Genomic DNA, 17,447 nt, shown 5'->3' with positions numbered 1-17,447 from the left:
TGTTCGCGCACTGTTTCTGTATAACGCCCTACACAGCTCGGCGGGGCACGAGGTACGGTCGCCGCGAACCAGCCCGACGGAGGGGAATCCGGTGGAGCGAGACCCGCGCCCACGGCTGCTGCTGCGGCACCTCGCGCACGAGCGCAGTGCCGAAGGCAGCGAACGCACCTCGAGGCTCACCGTCCGGCGCCCCGCGGCCGGCTTCGCCTCGGCGACGGCCGTCTGCGACTGGTGCGGCGCCGAGCTCGAGCTGCGCGTCGCGGCCGTCCGGAAGGTGCGGCAGTCGCTGCTGGGATGGGCGTTGGTGTACTTCGCCGGGGTGCTGGCCGTGGTCGGGGGCATGGCCGCGCTGTCGGCGTCGGTCGTGGGGCTCGCGGTGGTCCTGATGGTCGGCGGGTTGCTGGTGGCGGTGGTCGGAGCGGCGTTCTGGTGGTGGGCCACGGGCGTCCGTCCGGTGCGCGCGCTGCCGGAGGGGAAGCCCGGGCCGCACGTGGTCCGGCCGGACCGCGGGCAGCGCTAGAGCTCAGCGAGGGCGGCCCGGTGCGTCGGGCCGGGTCTGCCACGGGTGCGGCCCGTCGAGCGGCCGGTACTCCACGCCCAGCGCGTCGAGCCGCGGCAGGTGGTGGTCGCGCAGGCGCGGCAGGAACTCGGCGAAGTCGCGGGGCCCGGTGGTCCAGGCCAGCTCCGCGAACGCGCTCAGCCGGGGGAAAGCCGCGTAGTCCACGCGCCGCGCGGTGTCGAGGTGCTCGGTCCAGACCTGGGCCTGGGCGCCGAGCAGGTGCGGGCCGGTCAGCGCCGGATCGTAGGTGTAGACGTCCTCCAGTGTGCGCAGGTAGCCGACCGGGATGGGCTCGTCGGGGTGGTCGGACTGGCGGTGGTCGAGGTACACGCGGTCCTCCGGGCACAGCACCACGTCGTGACCCCGCGACGCGGCCAGCTCGCCGCGCGCCTCGTCCTGCCAGGCGCCGATCACCATGGGCGGGAGGTCGTCGATGTCGAGGACCTCGTCCCAGCCGAGCGCCTGCCGGCCGCGTGCGGCCAGGTGCGCGGCGATCTCGCGGACGAACCGGCCGTGGGCCTCGGTCGCGCCCGGCACCTCGTCACCGCCGAGGCCGATGACCGGCGACGGGAAGATGTCCAGCACGTGGTCGAACACGGTGCGGAAGAAATCCAAAGTGGACTCCGAAGGGTCGAGCAGCGAAGTGCTGATGCCCCAGGACGTCCACACCTCCCAGTCCGCGTCGGGGTCGGGGCCGAGCTTCGGGTACGCGGCGATGGCCGCGCGGGCGTGGCCGGGCACGTCGATCTCCGGCACCACCGTCACGGCCCGTGCGGCGGCGTACGCGACGATCTCCCGCAGGTCGTCGGTGGAGTAGAAGCCGCCGTGGGGACGGCCGTCGCGCTCGGGGCCGTCGTGGCGCCCCACCATCGACGAACGCCGCCAGCCACCGACCGAGGTGAGCCGGGGGAACCGCGGCACCTCGATGCGCCAGCCCTGGTCGTCGGTCAGGTGCAGGTTCAGCACGTTGAGCTTGTGCGCCGCCAGCAGGTCGACGAACCGCAGCACCTCGGCCTTCGTGCGGAAGTGCCGCGCCACGTCGAGCAGGCAGCCGCGCCAGCCGAACCGCGGGTGGTCCTCCACCACCCCGCACGGCAACGTCAGCCCGGAGCGGATCGACGCCGCCCGGAACGCGTCCGGCCCGGCGAGCTGGCGCAGCGTCTGCCGGCCGTACACCTCGCCCGCCACGTCGGCGACCGACAGCGTGACTCCGTGGGGCGTGATCGCCAGCCGGTAGCCCTCGGCGGGCAGCTCCGGCGCCGGCCGCACGGTGACCAGTGTCGGCCACGGGCACGTGCCCGGCACCTCGGTGACGGAGACGGGACGGGGGAGCAGGGTGTCGAACCCGGGCATGATCAGCCTTTCACCGCGCCGGACATCCCGGCGACGAGCCGGCGTTGCACCAGCACGAAGAACACCAGCACCGGGATCGTCATGAGGGTGGACGACGCCATCACCGCGCCCCAGTCGGTGTCCTCCGGTTTGAAGAACACCAGGATCGCCTGCGGCAGCGTCTGGTTCTCGGTCTTGGAGATGATGAACGTCTTCGCGAACAGGAAGTCGTTCCACGCGTGGATGAACGCCAGCACGCTCACGGCGACCAAGCCCGGCGCCACCAGCGGGAACAGGATCTGCCACGTGAAGCGCATCCGCGACGCGCCGTCCAGCTTCGCCGCCTCCTCCAGCTCCACCGGCACCGCCGCGACGAACCCGCGCAGCATCCAGATCGCGAACGGCAGGCTGAACGCCAGGTGCACGAGCACGAGCGAGCCCAGCTCGTTGAGCCCGAACGCCGGCGCGACCGCGCCGATCTGGCGCATCAGGAAGAACAGCGGGATCGTCAGCGCCTCCACCGGCACCATCTGCGCCACGAGGATCATCACCAGCAGCACCGTGCGGCCGCGGAAGCGGAACCGCGTGAGGGCCACGGCAGACAGGAACGACAGCAGCAGCGACAGCACCACCACGGCCAGCGCGACCAGCAGGCTGTTCACGAAGAACCGGCCGAAGCCCGAAACGGTGAGCACGCGCTGGAAGCTGTCGAGCGAAGGCGCCAGCGTCCACGGTTTCGGGTTCGCCGTCTGAATCTCGCCGGCGGGCTTGAACGCCGAGAGCACCATCCAGTACAGCGGGAACGCGACGATCCCGGCCACCACGACCGTGACGATCTCCGCGACGAGCCGGCCCGGCCGCCGGACGCGGCGAGTGCGCGACTTCGCCGTGATCACAGCCATGCCGTGCTCCGGCGCTGGGACCGGACGTACAGTCCGGTGATCGACAGGAGCAGCAGCGTCATCACGACTCCGATCGCCGAGCCGAGGCCGTACTCCTGCCCGGCGAAGGCCTGCTGGTAGGCGTAGACGTTGAGCACGAGGTTGCGCCCGGCCACGCCGCCGCCGTTGGTCATCACGTAGATCTGGGTGAACACCTTGAAGTCCCAGATGATCGACTGGATCGTCGCGATCATCAGCAGCGGCCGTACCATCGGCAGCACGACGGCCCACGTGCTGCGCCACGCCGAAGCGCCGTCCAGCGACGCGGCCTCGAGGACCTCCTCCGGGATCGCCTTGATCCCGGCGTACATCGTGACCAGCACGAACGGGAACGAGCACCAGATCACCTCGGCGGCCACGAGCCCGAACGCGCCGAAGGTGCCGAACGTCCAGGAGTGGTGCGCCATGCCCGTGAAGCCGATGCCCGAGAGCACCTCGTTCACGAGGCCGAAGTCGGTGTCGAAGAGGAACAGCCACACGTACGAGCCGGCGATCGCGGGCGTCGACCACGCGCCGAGCGCCGCGAGGAACAGCAGCGTCCGCGGCACCGCGCGCACCTTCGATGCCAGCACCGCCAGCGCCGTCCCGACCACCAGGCTGCCGAGCACGCACGCGGCGGCGAACCCGACGGTCTTCGCGAGCACCGTCCAGAACTGCACGTCCTGCAGCAGCGCCGCATAGTTGTCGAACCCGAGGAACACCAGCGGCGCCGCGCCCGCGGCCTGGGGCTGCCCGTAGTCGTAGAACGAGATCAGCACCAGCTGGTAGATCGGGTACACCAGCAGCGCCGCGAGCAGGATGCCCGCGGGCAGCAGGTAGAGGAGCGCCGCCCGGCCGTCCCGCCGCCGGCGCGGCGGGGCGCGACCGGAGCCGGGACGGTCACGGGCAGCGCTGCGTGACCATCAGCCGAAGTTCTTGTTCATCGCCGCCGTGGCGTCGGCGAGCGCGCCGTCGACGTCCTTGCCGCCGGTCGCGATCTGCTGCACGGCGGTGGGCAGCACGTTCTGGCTGTCGATCTTCGACCAGCCGGGCGTGCTCGGCACGAACTTCGTGCCGGCGGCGAGGGTGTCCACGAACGGCTTGAGCGTCGGGTCGCTCGCCGCGAGCTTCTTCTGCACGCTCTCCAGCGTGGGCAGGTTGCCCATGGCGTTGTACATCTTCTCCTGGTACTTCGCCCCGGCCAGCAGCTCCGCGAACTGCACGGCGAGCCCGTGGCGCTTGCTCGCGCCGAACACGCCCAGCAGGTTGCCGCCGGCGAACGCGGGCGCGACCGAGCCCGGCGTGGTGCCCGGCAGCGGGACCACGGCGTACTTGCCCTTAACCGCAGCCTGTTCCACGGCCTTGCGGTTGAAGTCACCGCCGATGGTCATCCCGGCCTTGCCGCCGGCGAACGCGGTCACGCTCTGCGTGCCGGTGAGGTTCGCGCACGCGGCGGGCGGGCAGATGTCGTCCTTGAGCAGGTTCGCGTACGCGGTGATGCCGGCCTTCGCCTGCGGCGACTCCACAGTGGACGTCCACTTGCCGCCGTCCTGCTTGGCCACGTCGCCACCGTTGGCCCAGACGAACGGCAGGAGCGCGTAGGTGTACTTGCCGCCGGTCGAGATGCCGTAGAGGTCGGGCTTGGCGGCGTGGATCTTGCGGGCGTCGTCGGTCAGCTCGGCGAGGGTGGCCGGCGGCTCGAGACCCAGCTCGGTGAACACGTCGGTGCGGTAGTAGAGGGCGCGGATGCCGGTGTACCAGGGCAGGCCGTAGGTCTTGCCGCCCGACTTCGCGGTGTCGAGCACCGAGGGCAGCAGGTCCTTGCCCTCGCTCCACGACGAGATGTCGCCGGTGAGGTCGCTGAGCGCACCGGTCTGGGCGTAGCTCGCCACGTCGGTGTTGCCGAACTCGGCGACGTCGGGCGCGTTCGACGGGTCGTTGAAGGCGCCGGAGAACTTGTCGGCGCGGCCCTCGACCGGCACCCACTGCACGTCGACGTCCACGCCGGCGTGCGCGGCCTTGAACTCGGTGATGGCCTCCTTCACCGCCGCTTCCTTGGGTGCGCGGCTGGCCTCGTCGAACAGCCACACGCGAAGCGTGCCGGTCTGGTCGTCCCCGCCCGAGGCCGCCGGGGCCGACTGGGTGGGCGCGCAGCCGGCCAGCAGGGCCAGCGCCGCGGAGACAGTGATGGCGGTGAACGTACGACGCACTCTCATCGTTGAGCTCCCAGAGGGTAGGGGCCGGCCGGCGACGGACCGGTCTGGTCCGCCGCCGGCCGGCGACGCCGGGTCAGGCGAAGAAAACGGAGTTGACCGACGGCACGGCGAGCGAGCCGGCGACCGCGCCGGGCAGGCCCGTGGCCGGGTCGCGCGGCAGCCAGGTGACGGTGCCCGAACGCTGGTTGGACACGTAGAACCAGCGTTCGTCGGGCGAGAGCGCGACGTGGCGCGGCCAGTCGCCCCCGGTGTCCACACTGGACACCAGCTTGAGCGTGGTGCCGCCGCCGGACACCGAGAACGTGGCGATCGTGTTCGGGCCGCGGACGGTCGCGTGGACGAACTTGGCGTCCGTCGACACGGCGATCTCGCCCGGGAACAGGTCGCCGGTGCTGCCCGCCGGCACCGCGGGGACGACCGCGAGCGGGGTGAGCCGGCCCGCCGCCGCGTCCCAGGACAGCACGGTGATCTCCGGGCGCAGCTCCTGCGCGAGGTAGGCGTAGCGGCCGTTCGGGTGGAACGCCAGGTGCCGCGGCCCCGCGCCGGAGGGGAGCGTGACCTGCTGGTGCAGCGCGAGCTTCCCGCTGCCGGTGTCGAGCGTGTACACGTAGACCGAGTCGGCGCCGAGGTCCACCGACAGCACCCACTGCCCGGTCGGGTCGTTCACCACCTGGTGCGCGTGCGCGTCCCGCTCGGCGCCCTGGTGCTGCTGCACGTCCGTGGCCGGGCCGAGCTTGCCGCCCGCCAGGATCGGCAGCACCACGACGCTGCCCGAGCCGTAGTTGGCCGCCAGCACGTACTTCTGGCTGCTGTGCACGGACAGGTGCGTCGGGGCGCTGCCTTTCGACGACACGGAGTTGAGCAGCCGGGGGCGGTTCGCCGTGGTGACGTCGAGGGCCGAGATGGCGCCATTCGGGTCACCCTCGTTCGTCGCGTAGAGGGTGCGGCCGTCGCGGCTGCGGTCGAACCACGACGCGTCGGGCACCCCGGCGACGGTGCGCACCGGGGTGAGCGCCGGCGCGGTGCCCGTGCGGCCCACCACGTCGAGGCCGTGCCCGGCCGGTGGGGTGCTGGTGTAGCTGCCGACGTACGCGATCGCGCCCGCGTCTCGCGCGCACCCGGCGGGTGCGGCGTTCGCGAGCTGGGTGCCGAGCACGGTGCCGAGTCCGGCGGCGCCGGCGGCGCCGAGGAACGTGCGACGGGAAAGTCCGGCCATCGAGGTTTCTCCCAACGGTGAGGGGACCAGAAGGTGGTTCAGACCACTGCCATGATCAATGCTGCCACGGCGAAACCGCTGAGGGAAAGGACTGTTTCGAGCGCGGTCCACGTTTTCAGCGTCTGGGGCACGGAAAGGCCGAAGTAGCGCGACACGATCCAGAAGCCGCCGTCGTTCACGTGGGAGGCGATGATCGAGCCCGCGGAGATCGCGATCACGATCAGGGCCAGCTGCGGCTGCGAGTAGTGCAGCTCCACCACCGTCGGCGCGACGATGCCGCTGGTGGTCACGATCGCGACCGTCGCCGAGCCCTGCGCGACGCGCATGCCGCAGCTGATGATGTAGGCCGCGAGGATCACGGGCAGGCCCGCGTCGCCGAGGGAGCCGGCGACGGCCTGGCCGATGCCGGTCGCCGAGAGCACCGCCCCGAAGAACGAGCCCGCGCCCACCACCAGCAGGATCATCGCGACCGGGCGCAGCGCGTTCGCCGACAGCTGCGCCAGGTCCGCGCCCGTCATGCCACGGCGGTGGCCCAGCAGCCACGAGGCGAGCAGCGTGGCGATCGTCAGCGCGATGGCGGGCGTGCCCAGGAACGCCGCGACCCCGGCGGCGCCGGAGTTCTTCGGCAGCACGATGCTGCCGAACGTGCCCACCAGGATCAGCACGAGCGGGATCGCGATGATGCCGCTGACCAGGGCCAGCGACGGCGGGTTCGGGTTCTCTTCGTCGTCGTCGCCGGCGAGCTTGGCGAACTCCTCGGCGAGCGGCACGTTCACGCGCTTGCCGATCCACGTCGAGTACAGGATGCCGCCGACGAACCACGCGGGGATGCCGCAGACCGCGCCCATCAGGATGAGCCAGCCGAGGTCCACGTGCAGCAGCCCGGCGGCCGCGACGGGCCCGGGGTGGGGCGGGATGAACGCGTGGGTGATCGACAGGCCCGCCAGCAGCGGCATCGCGTAGAGCACGATCGAGCGGCCGCCCTGCTTGGCCGCCGCGTAGACCAGCGGCGCCAGCACGAAGATGCCGATGTCGAAGAACACCGGGATGCCGAAGATCAGACCGGACAGGCCCATCGCGAGCGGCGCGCGTTTCTCGCCGAACGCGCGCAGCAGTGCCGAGGTCAGCACGCGGGCGCCCCCGGAGCGTTCGAGGATCGACCCCAGCAGGGTGCCGAGGCCGATGATCGCCGTGATGTGCCCGAGGATGCTGCCGAACCCCTTCTCCAGCAAGGAGTCCGACGTCTTCTGCGCGGTGCCGACCAGCGTTCCCACGGGCAGGCCGGCGGCCAGCGCGGTGAGCACCCCCACCACGATCAACGCGATGAACGGTTCGAGCTTGACCTTGATGATGAGCACGAGCAGGACGGCGATCGAAACCGCCGCGAGCGTCAGCAGACCGCCGGTCGTGGTCTGCAGCCAGTGGATCATCGGCCCCTCCCGGGGTGACGAAGGGAATGGCCGGCGAGGGCGCCGGTGGGGTGGGTGTCCTCGATCGCGGCGACGCCGTTCACGAAGACGTGGGAGATCCCCTCGGCGGGCTGCCTCGGGTTTTCGAACGTGGCGGTGTCGGTGATCGTGGCGGGATCGAACAGCACCAGGTCGGCCGCGTACCCGGCGCGCACGAGGCCCCGGTCGGTGAGCCGCAGCCGCCGCGCCGCGCGCCCGGTGAGGTGCGCGACGCAGTCGGCCAGCCCGAGCACGCCCAGTTCACGGACGTAGCGGGCGAGATAACGGGGGAACGTGCCCCAGGCGCGCGGGTGCGGCCGGTTGCCGACGAGCAGGCCGTCGGAACCGCCGGTGTGCGTGCGGTGGCGCATGATGGCCTGCACGTTCTCCTCGTGGCCGATGTGCATCAGGCACGAGGTGCCGAGCCGTTCGTCGACCAGCGTGGCGAAGTACAGCTCGGCGGGCGTTTTTCCTTGCGTACGGGCGGATTCCGCGACGCTGTGGCCGACGAGGCCGACGTTGCTCTGGTGGCGCACGCCGTTGATCTCGATGCCGGACCAGTCGATGGGCACGCCGTGCGCGCCGTCCGAGCCGGTCTCCTCGATCTCGACGCGGATCCGCTCGCGGGTGTCCGCATCGGACAGTCGCGCGAGCGTGGCGTCGAGCCCGCCCTCGGTGGCCCAGCTCGGCAGCAGCGCCGACAGGTAGGTGGCGCCCGGCAGGTACGGGTAGGTATCGAGGGTGATGTCGCCGCCGGCGTCGAGGGCGTCGTCCAGCAGCCTCAGCAGCTCCGGTGCTTTGCCCTTGTTGACGGAGAAGTTCATCGTGGCGTGCGCGAGGTGCAGCGGGCAGTCCGCGCGGCGCGAGACGTCGACCATCTCGGCGAAGGCCTCCAGCGCACCCGCGCCGTAGCTGCGGTGGTGGGGGCTGTAGTAGCCGCTGTGCGCGCCGACCACGCGGCACAGCTCGACGAGCTCGGCCGTGTCCGCGTACATGCCCGGCGTGTAGGTGAGCCCCGAGGACAGCCCGAAAGCGCCTTCTTCGAGCCCGGTCGCGATCAGTTCCTTCATCCGGTCGAGCTCGGCGTCGGTCGCCGGCCGGTTCTCCCAGCCGACCGCGAGCATCCGGACGGTGCCCTGCGGCACGAGGTAGGCGGCGTTCACGGCCACGCCGCGGTCGAGCCGGTCGAGGTACTCGCCGACCGAGCGCCAGTTCCAGTCGAAGCCGGCCGGGTCGTCGTTCCAGCCCGCGAGCTGCTGGCGCAGCGCCTCGAGCACGGTGTCGTCCACGGGCGCGTACGAGAGGCCGTCCTGCCCGAGCACCTCGGTGGTCACGCCCTGGGAGACCTTCGCGAGGTGGTCCGGGTTCGTGAGCAGCTGCAGGTCGGAGTGCGAGTGCATGTCGATGAACCCAGGTGCGAGCACGAGGCCGTCCGCGTCCAGCACGCGCTTTCCGGTGAGCGAGCCGGGTTCGGCGACCTCGGTGACGCGGTCGCCGGTGATCCCGACGTCGTGGCGAGTGATCGGACCGCCGGTGCCGTCGGCCACTTGGGCGCCGCGGAAGACAGTGTCCATCAGAGCACATCCATCAGAACCACGTCCGCACGAAGTCGACGACCGTCTCGCCGTCGGTGTCCACCACCGGCAGCAGCGGCCACTTGTCGAAGGTCGTGCACGGGTGCGAAAGCCCGAGCCGCACCCAGTCGCCGACCTCGACGGGGGAGTCCGCGGGCAGCGCCAGGAACGCGTGCTGGTCGTTCAGCTTCGTCACGGCGTGACCGGTGAGCTCGGCGTTGACGCCGTTCTTGCGCAGCAGCTGCGGCTCCGGCATGCCCTCGTCGTAGGGCAGATCGCGCTTGCCGGCGGTGAGCAGCGCAAGCTCGGCAGTGGGTTTCGAGGTGACCTGCGCCCACGCGTGCAGCGCGGCGTGGAACGGCTCGACGCCGGCCAGCCGCGGGTGCACGCCGAGCGGCGAGATCTCGCGGTAGAAGCCGTCGTCGTGGGTGACGTAGGCGCCGCTGCGCAGGATCGGCAGCACGTCCATGCCGGCGGGCCACGGTTTCGTGAGCTCCTGGGCCACGCGGTCGAAGTAGGCGCTCCCGCCGGCCGTCACGTACACCTGGCCTTCGGCGAGCAGTCCCTGGTCTGCGAACGCGATCGCCGAGTCGCGCAGGGTGTCCACATAGGAACTGATCTTGGCCAGGGCGGCGTCGTCGGTGTCGTGCGACAGCGCGCCCTCGTAGCCGCCCGTGCCGCGCAACCGCAGCGCGGGACTCTTCGCGACCGCCTCGGCCACGGCCAGCGCCGTCTCCGGGTCGCGCACCCCGGTGCGGCCGCCGGCGCCACCCAGCTCCACGAGCACGTCGACCGGGCGCGCGGAGCCGGCCAGCGCCTCGGTCATCAGCTCGACCCCGCGCACGGAGTCGACCCAGCACACGAACTCGAACGCCGGGTCCGCCGCCAGCTCGCCCGCGAGCCAGCGCAGGCCCGCCGGGTCCACGAGCTGGTTGGCCAGCAGGATCCGCGAGACGCCGAACGCGCGGTAGATCCGCAGGTGCCCGGCGTTGGCGGCGGTGACGCCCCACGCGCCGTGCGCGAGCTGGCGCGCGAACAGCTCGGGCGCCATCGTGGTCTTGCCGTGCGGCGCGAGCGCGATCCCGTGCCCGGCGCACCACGCCGCCATGGTGGCGAGGTTGTGCTCCAGCGCCGCGGCGTCGAGCACGACGAACGGGCCGAAGAAGCCGTCGGCGAACAGGTTCGCACGCCGGGCCGCGGCCTCGTCGAGGGTGAGCCCGGCCAGCGCGGGCGCGATCGAGCGGAAGCGCCAGTCGATCTTCTCGTCCCGGCCCGCGCGGACGGCGGCGGTCAGGGCGGCGTGCTCGGAGCTGTTCATCGATTCAGACCTCGGTGCGGGCATAGGTTGCGTATGATGCAACGGGCGTTGCGCAAAATGCGCGACATAGGTGTAGCATCCGGTCCGCCACAGGTCAACGGGGTGACGGAACGGGGAGAAAGTCAGTGACCAGCCCGCCCGAGGTGCTCTGCATCGGCGAGTCGATGGCCCTGTTCGTGCCGGCCGAACCCGGCCCGCCCGAACGGGTGCGCAGCTGGCTGCGCACCTTCGGCGGCGCCGAGTCGAACGTCGCGTGCCACCTGCCCGCACTCGGGGTGCCGAGCGCGTGGGTGAGCGCGGTCGGCGACGACCCGTTCGGCCGCGCGCTGGTGCAGCAGATCGCCTCGGCCGGCGTCGACGTGAGCGGCGTGGAGATCGATCCGGCGCGTCCGACAGGTTTGTACGTCAAGGAAAGCGGCGCCCAGGGCAGCCCGGTGCGTTATTACCGCACCGGTTCGGCCGCCTCCGCGCTCGGCCCGGACCTCGTGGACCGGCTGCACCTCGACGGCGCGCGCGTGCTGCACCTGTCCGGGATCACGCCCGCGCTGTCGGCCAGTTGCCTCGCGCTCGTGCGCGCGCTGCTGGCGGCCCCGCGCGGGGAGCGGCTCGTGTCGTTCGACGTCAACCACCGGCCCGCGCTGGGGCAGGACGTCGCCGTGCTCGCGGAGCTGGCCGGGCTCGCCGATCTGGTCCTCACCGGCGACGACGAGGCCGAACGCGTGTGGGGGACCGGTGATCCCACGCGGCTGCGCGAACTGCTGCCCGGGCCGCGCACGCTCGTGGTGAAGCACGGCGAACGCGGCGCGACACTCGTCGAAGGCGACGCGGCGCCGGTGTTCGAACCCGCGCTGCGCGTGGACGTGGTCGAGCCGGTCGGTGCCGGCGACGCGTTCGCGGCCGGCTTCCTCGCCGCCACCCTGCGCGGCGCCGACCCGTCGACCCGGCTGCGCCGCGGGCACCTCCAGGCCGCCGCGACCCTGCTGACCCACGACGACGTCGGCACGCCCCTGCCCGCCCCCGTGGTGGATACGCTGCTGCGCGCGGACGCCGAAGAGTGGGGCGCGGCCCGCCTGACGGGAGAGGGTGTGGTGGTGAGGTGAGCCAGAGCCTGGACCGGGCGCTGACCGTGCTGGCCGGGCTCGCCCGCGGCGCGAAGACGCTGGACGAGCTCGCCGAGGAGATCGGCGTGCACAAGACGACCGTGCTGCGCCTGTTGCGCACGCTCGAGTCGCACCACTTCGTGCGCCGCGAGGGGACCCGCCACTACCGCCTCGGCAGCGCGCTGTTCGACCTCGCGAACCAGGCACTGGAAGACCTCGACGTGCGCAGCAGCTCCCACGACGCGCTCGCGGCGCTCAACATCCGCACCGGGCACACCGTGCACCTCGCCTCGTACGAAGACGGCGAGGTCGTGTACATCGACAAGTTCGAGGGCCACCACTCCGTGCGGATGTACTCGCGCATAGGCAAACGCGCGCCCCTGCACTGCACCGCCGTCGGCAAGGTGCTGGTCGCCGCGATGCCGCGGGCGCGGCGCGAGGAGATCGCGCGTTCGCTGGACTACGTGGTGCTCACGCCGAACACGATCACCTCGACCGAGGCCTACCTGGCGGAACTGGACAAGGTCGCCGAGCGCGGCTACGCCGTGGACAACGCCGAGCACGAGGACTTCATCCACTGCATCGCGGCGCCGGTGCGCGGCGCCGGCGGCGAGGTGCTGGCCGCGGCGTCGATGTCGGTGCCGAAGGTGCTGCTGGACTACGACGGCCTGCTCGCGCTCGTGCCCGAGCTGCGCGCCGCCACCGACGAGGCTTCCGTCCACAGTGGATGGACGGGGAACGGAAAGGGGTAATGATGGGCAAGACGGCGATCACGACCGAGAACGCGCCGAAGCCGCCGGCGAAGTTCTCGCAGGCCGTCCGCAAGGGCAACATCCTGCAGATCGCGGGCACGGTCGCGTTCGACCCCGCGACCGGCGCGGTCGTCGGCGACGACATCGCGACGCAGACGCGGCAGGTGTTCAAGAACATCGAGGCCCTGCTCACCGAGGCCGGTTCGGGCTGGGCCGACGCGGTGATGGTGCGCGTGTACCTCACCGACACGAGCCACTTCGGCCCGTTCAACGAGGTCTACAACGAGCTGATCGGGGAGGGCCCGCACTCGGCCCGCACCACCGTCTACGTCGGCCTGCCCGCCGGTCTCCTCGTGGAGATCGACGTGCTGTGCGTGCTCGACTGAGTCCGGCCTCCCGGGTTTCGCCGGGTTCGCCTGGGTGGCGGGCCCGGGCGAACCCGGTCAGCCCAGCACGCTCGTGTAGGCGTTGATCGCCGGCTGACCGCCGAGGTGCGCGTAGAGCACGGTCGACTCGCGGGGGATCTCGCCGCGGCGCACGAGATCGATGAGCCCGGCCATGGACTTCCCCTCGTACACCGGGTCGGTGATCATGCCTTCGAGCCGCGCCGCGGTGCGGATCGCGTCCAGAGTGGACTCGTCGGGGATGCCGTAGACACCCGCGTGGTAGCGCTCGTCGAGCTCGACGTTTCCGATGCCGGGCGCGCCGATGAGCTCGGCGGTGTGCTCGGCGATGCGGGTGATCTGGTCGCGCGTCTCGGCGGGCTTGGCCGACGCGTCGATCCCGAGGATGCGGCGGGGTCGTCCGCCCAGTGCGGCGCCCGCCACCATCCCGGCCTGGGTGCTGCCGGTGACCGAGCAGACCACCACGGTGTCGAAGAAGACACCGAGGTCTCGCTCCTGTTGTTCCAGCTCCGCGACCCAGCCCGCGAACCCGAGCCCGCCCAGCGGGTGGTCGGACGCGCCGGCCGGGATCGCGTACGGCTTGCCGCCGGCGTCCCGGACCTCCGCGAGGACCTGCTCCCAGCTCTCCTTGAACCCGATGCCGAAGCCGGCCTCGACGAGCCGGACGTCGGCGCCCATGATCCGCGACAGCTGGATGTTGCCGACCTTGTCGTGCAGCGGGTCGTGCCAGTCGACCCAGCTTTCCTGCACCAGCACGGCTTTCAGCCCCGCGCGGGCGGCGGCCGCGGCCACCTGGCGAGTGTGGTTGGACTGCACGCCGCCGATGGACACGAGCGTGTCGGCGCCCTGGGCGAGCGCGTCGGCCACGAGGTATTCGAGCTTGCGGGTCTTGTTGCCGCCGTAGGCGAGACCGGAGTTGAGGTCTTCGCGCTTGGCCCGGATTTCCGCGCCGCCGAGGTGTTCGGTGAGGCGGTCGAGCCGGTGGATCGGCGACGGGCCGATCATCAGGGGGAAACGCGGGAAGTCGGCGAGGCTCACGGGGTCTCCAGGCTTGCTTCGAGGTCCGACCAGATGGTCGAGGTGACAGCGGCGGCGGTGTCGGCGTCGCCGGCTTCGATCGCGTCGACGAGCTCGGTGTGCCGCCGGACCGAGCGGTGTGCGGGCAGGGAGCTGAAGCGCGCGTACTCGAGCCGGCGCAGCAACGGGGTGTAGCGCTCCAGCGTCGCGGCGACGGCGCGGTTGCCGCACGCGCGCACGGGCACGTCGTGCAGCTCGTCGTCGGCCGCGATCGCCGCGGCCACCTCTCCCTCGGCCACCGCGGCGGCGAAGCGCTCGTTCGCCGCGCGCATCTCGGCGACCTGCTCGGTGCCGAGCCGGGGGAGGGCCTGGCGAATGGCGAACTCGTGCAGCGCGCGTACCAGCTGGACGGCGTCGCGCACCTCGTCGCCCGCGATCGCGGCCACCCGCGTGTAGCTCTGCGGCTTGGACTCCACGAGCCCGTCGCCGGCCAGGCGCAGCAGGGCCTGGCGCACGGGAGCGCGGGACAGGCCGAGCTCGTCGGCCAGGTCGGCGTCGCGCAGCGGGGTGCCGGGGGCGAGGCTGCCGTCGATGATGGCCTGGCGGATGCGGTCGTAGGCCTCGTCGCGCAGCAGTGGCCGGGTGACTTTGGGGAGCGGACTCACATCTAACATGTTAGATGTCTTTCGGGCGGTTCGGCAAGGCCGTCGGGACCCGGGGACACGGGGACCTGAGGACTTCGGGACGGAGAAGGCCCGTCCGCGGGTGGCGGACGGGCCTCGGAAGCGACGGTCAGTAAACCGGGCCGGTGAACTTTTCACCCGGGCCCTGGCCCGGCGCGTCGGGGACGGCGGAGGCTTCGCGGAACGCCTTCTGCAGCGACTGCAGCCCGTCGCGCAGCGGGCCGGCGTGCAGGCCCAGGTACTCTACGGACGACGTGACGAGCCCGGCCAGCGCCGTGATCAGCCGGCGCGCTTCGTCGAGGTCGCGGTGGGGTGAGGTGTCCGGGTCGGCGTCGGCCAGGCCCAGGCGTTCGGCCGCGGCCGACATCAGCATCACGGCCGCGCGGCTGATCACCTCGACGCTCGGGATGTCCTCCAGGTCGCGGACGTCCGGGGAATACGGGGGCTGTTCCGAAGGTTGTTCTGACACGTCTGGTACCCTTCCACGAGCGACCAGCTCCCGAGGAATCGGGGGCGGCAAGTGGAGCCCCGCTCCCACCCGCGTCACCGCCTCAGGTGTCCGGGTCCGGTCTCGCCGAAGTGGTGGATGTCGGTACATCCGTCGCTCCGGCGAAGCGTTCGATCCTCGCGATCGGGCGCGATCGGAGACAGAGCGGGCCCCGTGAACCGGTTGTATGCCGGAGACGGGGCCTGAGTCATGTGGGCACCAGGTCGAGAAGAGAAGTAGTCACTCGGACCAAGGAGGCCCCATCAGCTCCGAGACACGCATCAACGAACGTATCCGGGTGCCGGAAGTCCGGCTCGTCGGACCCAACGGCGAGCAGGTCGGCATCGTCCGGATCGAAGATGCGCTGCGGCTGGCACAGGAGAACGATCTCGACCTCGTCGAGGTCGCGCCCCAGGCCCGCCCGCCCGTATGCAAGCTCATGGACTTCGGCAAGTTCAAGTACGAGAGCGCGCAGAAGGCCCGCGAGTCCCGCCGCAACCAGCAGTTGACCGTCATCAAGGAACAGAAGCTGCGTCCGAAGATCGACCAGCACGACTACGAGACCAAAAAGGGTCACGTGTCACGGTTCCTGGCGGCCGGCAACAAGGTCAAGGTCACGATCATGTTCCGCGGTCGCGAGCAGTCCCGGCCGGAACTCGGTTTCCGGCTGCTGCAGAAGCTGGCCGACGACGTGACCGAGCTGGGCTTCGTCGAATCGTCGCCCAAGCAGGACGGTCGCAACATGATCATGGTGCTGGCCCCGCACAAGAACGTGAAGCCGAAGGTCGCGAAGGCCGAGACGGCTCCCGAGGCATAACGCCTCCCGCAGCGCCCAGCACAGTCAGCGGCACACCGGGGCACCGGTGTGCCGCCGCACGGAAGAGGACAGAACAACCATGCCGAAGATGAAGACGCACAGCGGTACGTCCAAGCGGATCCGCGTGACGGGCACGGGCAAGCTGCGCCGCCAGAAGGCCGGCCGCCGCCACCTGATGGAGAAGAAGTCCAACCGCCTCACCCGGCGTCTCGAGGGCACCACGGAGCTCGCCAAGACCGAGGCCGGCCGCGTCAAGCGCCTGCTCGGCATCTGAGCCTGAGCCACCCTCCGCACACGTACTGATCACCCCGGGCGCCACCGCGCCCCCCGAATCGACAGGATGGACCAGTGGCACGCGTCAAGCGGGCGGTCAACGCCCAGAAGAAGCGTCGGTCAACTCTCGAACTGGCCAGTGGCTACCGCGGCCAGCGCTCGCGGCTGTACCGCAAGGCCAAGGAGCAGACGCTTCACTCGCTCAACTACGCCTACCGCGACCGCCGTGCGCGCAAGGGTGACTTCCGCCAGCTGTGGATCACCCGCATCAACGCGGCCGCTCGTGCCAACGGCGTGACCTACAACCGGTTCATCCAGGGCCTCAAGGTCGCCGGTGTCGAGGTCGACCGCAAGATCCTCGCGGACCTCGCGGTCAACGACGCCGCCGCCTTCACGGCGCTCGCCGAGCTCGCCAAGGCGAACGTCAACACCGGCGAAGCGAAGTCGGCCTGACCGGCAGTTTTCCGCGACCCGGGGCGGTTCCGTTCACCGAACGGACCCCCCGGGTCGTTGCTGCGCGCAAGCTGACGCGCCGCGCGGAACGCGAGAAGACCGGCCGTTTCCTGGCCGAAGGCGTCAACGCCGTCGAGGCCGCGCTGGCGCACGGCACCGTTTTCGAGCTGTTCGCCACCGAGCGCGCGGCTGCGGCCCACCCCGAGCTGATCGCGTCGGCCTCGTCGGCGGGGGTGGCGGTCTCGCTCGTCACCGACCGCGCCGCCGAGGGCCTGTCGGAAACCGTGACGCCGCAAGGCCTCGTGGCCGTGTGCGCCCTGGTCGACCGTCCACTCGCGACGGTGCTGACCGGTGCCCGGCTCGTGGTCGTCCTCGTGGACGTCGCCGAGCCCGGCAACGCCGGCACGGTGATCCGCGTGGCCGACGCCGCGGGCGCCGACGCCGTGGTCCTCGCGGGCGACACGGTCGACCCGCACAACGGCAAGAGCGTCCGCGCCGCCGCCGGCAGCACCTTCCACGTCCCCCTGGCCCGCGAGCGCGACATCCCGGCGGTGCTGTCGTCGCTGACCGCCGCCGGCCTGCGCACCCTGGCCGCCCACGGCTACGCGGACCGTTCACTCGAAGAGATCACGTTCGGTGACCCGGTCGCGTGGATCTTCGGCAACGAGGCCCACGGCCTGTCGCAGTCGGTCCTCGCGGCGGCCGATACCGCCGTCCGCATCCCGCTCTACGGCAAGGCCGAAAGCCTCAACCTGGCCACGGCGGCCGCTGTCTGCGTGTACACCGCCGCGATGGCTGCGCACCGCTGACCGGCGCCGTCGCGCACGGCCGATCGCGGCCGGTGCGGAGACGCGCTCGTTAGCGGAGGGTGAGCGGCC

General features: G+C 71.4%; 19 protein-coding genes. 8 read left to right on the top strand and 11 right to left on the bottom strand.

Annotated elements, in window-relative coordinates; translation table 11 throughout:
• The first annotated feature begins 91 nt into the window (after positions 1-91).
• Positions 92-520, top strand: a complete 429-nt coding sequence (locus ACQPXB_RS29840; protein WP_432845234.1) for a hypothetical protein — start codon at positions 92-94, stop codon at positions 518-520.
• Positions 521-523: 3 nt separating this feature from the next.
• Here ACQPXB_RS29840 and ACQPXB_RS29835 read toward each other — a convergent pair whose 3' ends face one another.
• From ACQPXB_RS29835 to ACQPXB_RS29800, 8 genes are all read right to left on the bottom strand, one after another.
• Positions 524-1,912 carry a beta-N-acetylhexosaminidase gene (locus tag ACQPXB_RS29835; RefSeq protein ID WP_432845233.1) on the bottom strand — a complete coding sequence of 463 codons (1,389 nt, stop codon included), beginning with the start codon at positions 1,910-1,912 and terminating at the stop codon, positions 524-526.
• A 2-nt stretch (positions 1,913-1,914) separates the two neighbouring features.
• On the bottom strand, positions 1,915-2,793 hold the full coding sequence (locus ACQPXB_RS29830) for a carbohydrate ABC transporter permease (RefSeq protein WP_432845232.1): 879 nt from the start codon (positions 2,791-2,793) through the stop codon (positions 1,915-1,917).
• Positions 2,784-3,647 (bottom strand): carbohydrate ABC transporter permease, encoded by an 864-nt coding sequence (locus ACQPXB_RS29825; protein WP_432856844.1) that lies wholly within the window; start codon positions 3,645-3,647, stop codon positions 2,784-2,786. Before ACQPXB_RS29825 ends, ACQPXB_RS29830 begins: the two co-directional genes overlap by 10 nt.
• A gap of 87 nt (positions 3,648-3,734) precedes the next feature.
• Positions 3,735-5,027, bottom strand: coding sequence for an extracellular solute-binding protein (locus ACQPXB_RS29820; protein ID WP_432845231.1), 1,293 nt, complete (start codon positions 5,025-5,027; stop codon positions 3,735-3,737).
• A 73-nt stretch (positions 5,028-5,100) separates the two neighbouring features.
• Entirely contained in the window at positions 5,101-6,243 is a 1,143-nt protein-coding gene (locus ACQPXB_RS29815; RefSeq protein WP_432845230.1) for a lactonase family protein, read from the bottom strand.
• 38 nt (positions 6,244-6,281) lie between these two features.
• A complete protein-coding gene (locus ACQPXB_RS29810; protein ID WP_366581628.1) occupies positions 6,282-7,673 on the bottom strand; it encodes a GntP family permease in 1,392 nt (463 codons plus the stop codon).
• Positions 7,670-9,265, bottom strand: a complete 1,596-nt coding sequence (locus ACQPXB_RS29805) for an N-acyl-D-amino-acid deacylase family protein (RefSeq protein WP_432845229.1) — start codon at positions 9,263-9,265, stop codon at positions 7,670-7,672. Before ACQPXB_RS29805 ends, ACQPXB_RS29810 begins: the two co-directional genes overlap by 4 nt.
• Positions 9,266-9,278: 13 nt before the next feature.
• Positions 9,279-10,583 carry an amino acid deaminase gene (locus tag ACQPXB_RS29800; RefSeq protein WP_432845228.1) on the bottom strand — a complete coding sequence of 435 codons (1,305 nt, stop codon included), beginning with the start codon at positions 10,581-10,583 and terminating at the stop codon, positions 9,279-9,281.
• A gap of 125 nt (positions 10,584-10,708) precedes the next feature.
• Between ACQPXB_RS29800 and ACQPXB_RS29795 the strand changes: the two genes are divergently transcribed.
• From ACQPXB_RS29795 to ACQPXB_RS29785, 3 genes are read left to right on the top strand one after another with little or no spacing between them, the layout of a single operon-like run.
• Positions 10,709-11,683, top strand: a complete 975-nt coding sequence (locus tag ACQPXB_RS29795) for a sugar kinase (protein WP_432845227.1) — start codon at positions 10,709-10,711, stop codon at positions 11,681-11,683.
• Positions 11,680-12,435 (top strand): IclR family transcriptional regulator, encoded by a 756-nt coding sequence (locus ACQPXB_RS29790; RefSeq protein WP_432845226.1) that lies wholly within the window; start codon positions 11,680-11,682, stop codon positions 12,433-12,435. The genes ACQPXB_RS29795 and ACQPXB_RS29790 overlap by 4 nt, the downstream gene beginning before the upstream one ends.
• 2 nt (positions 12,436-12,437) lie before the next feature.
• Positions 12,438-12,821, top strand: a complete 384-nt coding sequence (locus tag ACQPXB_RS29785) for a RidA family protein (protein WP_432845225.1) — start codon at positions 12,438-12,440, stop codon at positions 12,819-12,821.
• 57 nt (positions 12,822-12,878) lie between these two features.
• Here ACQPXB_RS29785 and ACQPXB_RS29780 read toward each other — a convergent pair whose 3' ends face one another.
• The 3 genes from ACQPXB_RS29780 to ACQPXB_RS29770 all read right to left on the bottom strand — a co-directional run bounded on the left by ACQPXB_RS29780 (position 12,879) and on the right by ACQPXB_RS29770 (position 15,008).
• Positions 12,879-13,877: a 1-aminocyclopropane-1-carboxylate deaminase gene (locus ACQPXB_RS29780; protein ID WP_432845224.1), complete on the bottom strand. Its 999-nt coding sequence runs from the start codon at positions 13,875-13,877 to the stop codon at positions 12,879-12,881.
• Entirely contained in the window at positions 13,874-14,521 is a 648-nt protein-coding gene (locus ACQPXB_RS29775) for a GntR family transcriptional regulator (RefSeq protein ID WP_432845223.1), read from the bottom strand. Before ACQPXB_RS29775 ends, ACQPXB_RS29780 begins: the two co-directional genes overlap by 4 nt.
• Before the next feature lie 127 nt (positions 14,522-14,648).
• Entirely contained in the window at positions 14,649-15,008 is a 360-nt protein-coding gene (locus ACQPXB_RS29770; RefSeq protein WP_432845222.1) for a DUF1844 domain-containing protein, read from the bottom strand.
• Between the two features lie 205 nt (positions 15,009-15,213).
• Here ACQPXB_RS29770 and infC point away from each other — a divergent pair, with 205 nt between their 5' ends.
• From infC to ACQPXB_RS29750, 4 genes are all read left to right on the top strand, one after another.
• Positions 15,214-15,843: a translation initiation factor IF-3 gene (gene infC / locus ACQPXB_RS29765; protein WP_366581637.1), complete on the top strand. Its 630-nt coding sequence runs from the start codon at positions 15,214-15,216 to the stop codon at positions 15,841-15,843.
• Positions 15,844-15,922: 79 nt separating this feature from the next.
• A complete protein-coding gene (rpmI, locus tag ACQPXB_RS29760) occupies positions 15,923-16,117 on the top strand; it encodes a 50S ribosomal protein L35 (RefSeq protein ID WP_086672342.1) in 195 nt (64 codons plus the stop codon).
• 74 nt (positions 16,118-16,191) lie between these two features.
• Positions 16,192-16,569 carry a 50S ribosomal protein L20 gene (gene rplT, locus ACQPXB_RS29755; protein ID WP_360606056.1) on the top strand — a complete coding sequence of 126 codons (378 nt, stop codon included), beginning with the start codon at positions 16,192-16,194 and terminating at the stop codon, positions 16,567-16,569.
• Complete coding sequence (locus ACQPXB_RS29750; RefSeq protein WP_366581649.1) at positions 16,566-17,378, top strand: TrmH family RNA methyltransferase; 813 nt, start codon at positions 16,566-16,568, stop codon at positions 17,376-17,378. The genes rplT and ACQPXB_RS29750 overlap by 4 nt, the downstream gene beginning before the upstream one ends.
• The last annotated feature ends 69 nt before the right edge of the window (positions 17,379-17,447 follow it).

Source organism: Amycolatopsis sp. CA-161197, from assembly GCF_050942255.1.
GTDB lineage: Bacteria > Actinomycetota > Actinomycetes > Mycobacteriales > Pseudonocardiaceae > Amycolatopsis.
Note: the sequence above shows the minus strand (reverse complement) of the source record. Positions and strands in the feature narration are given on the sequence as shown.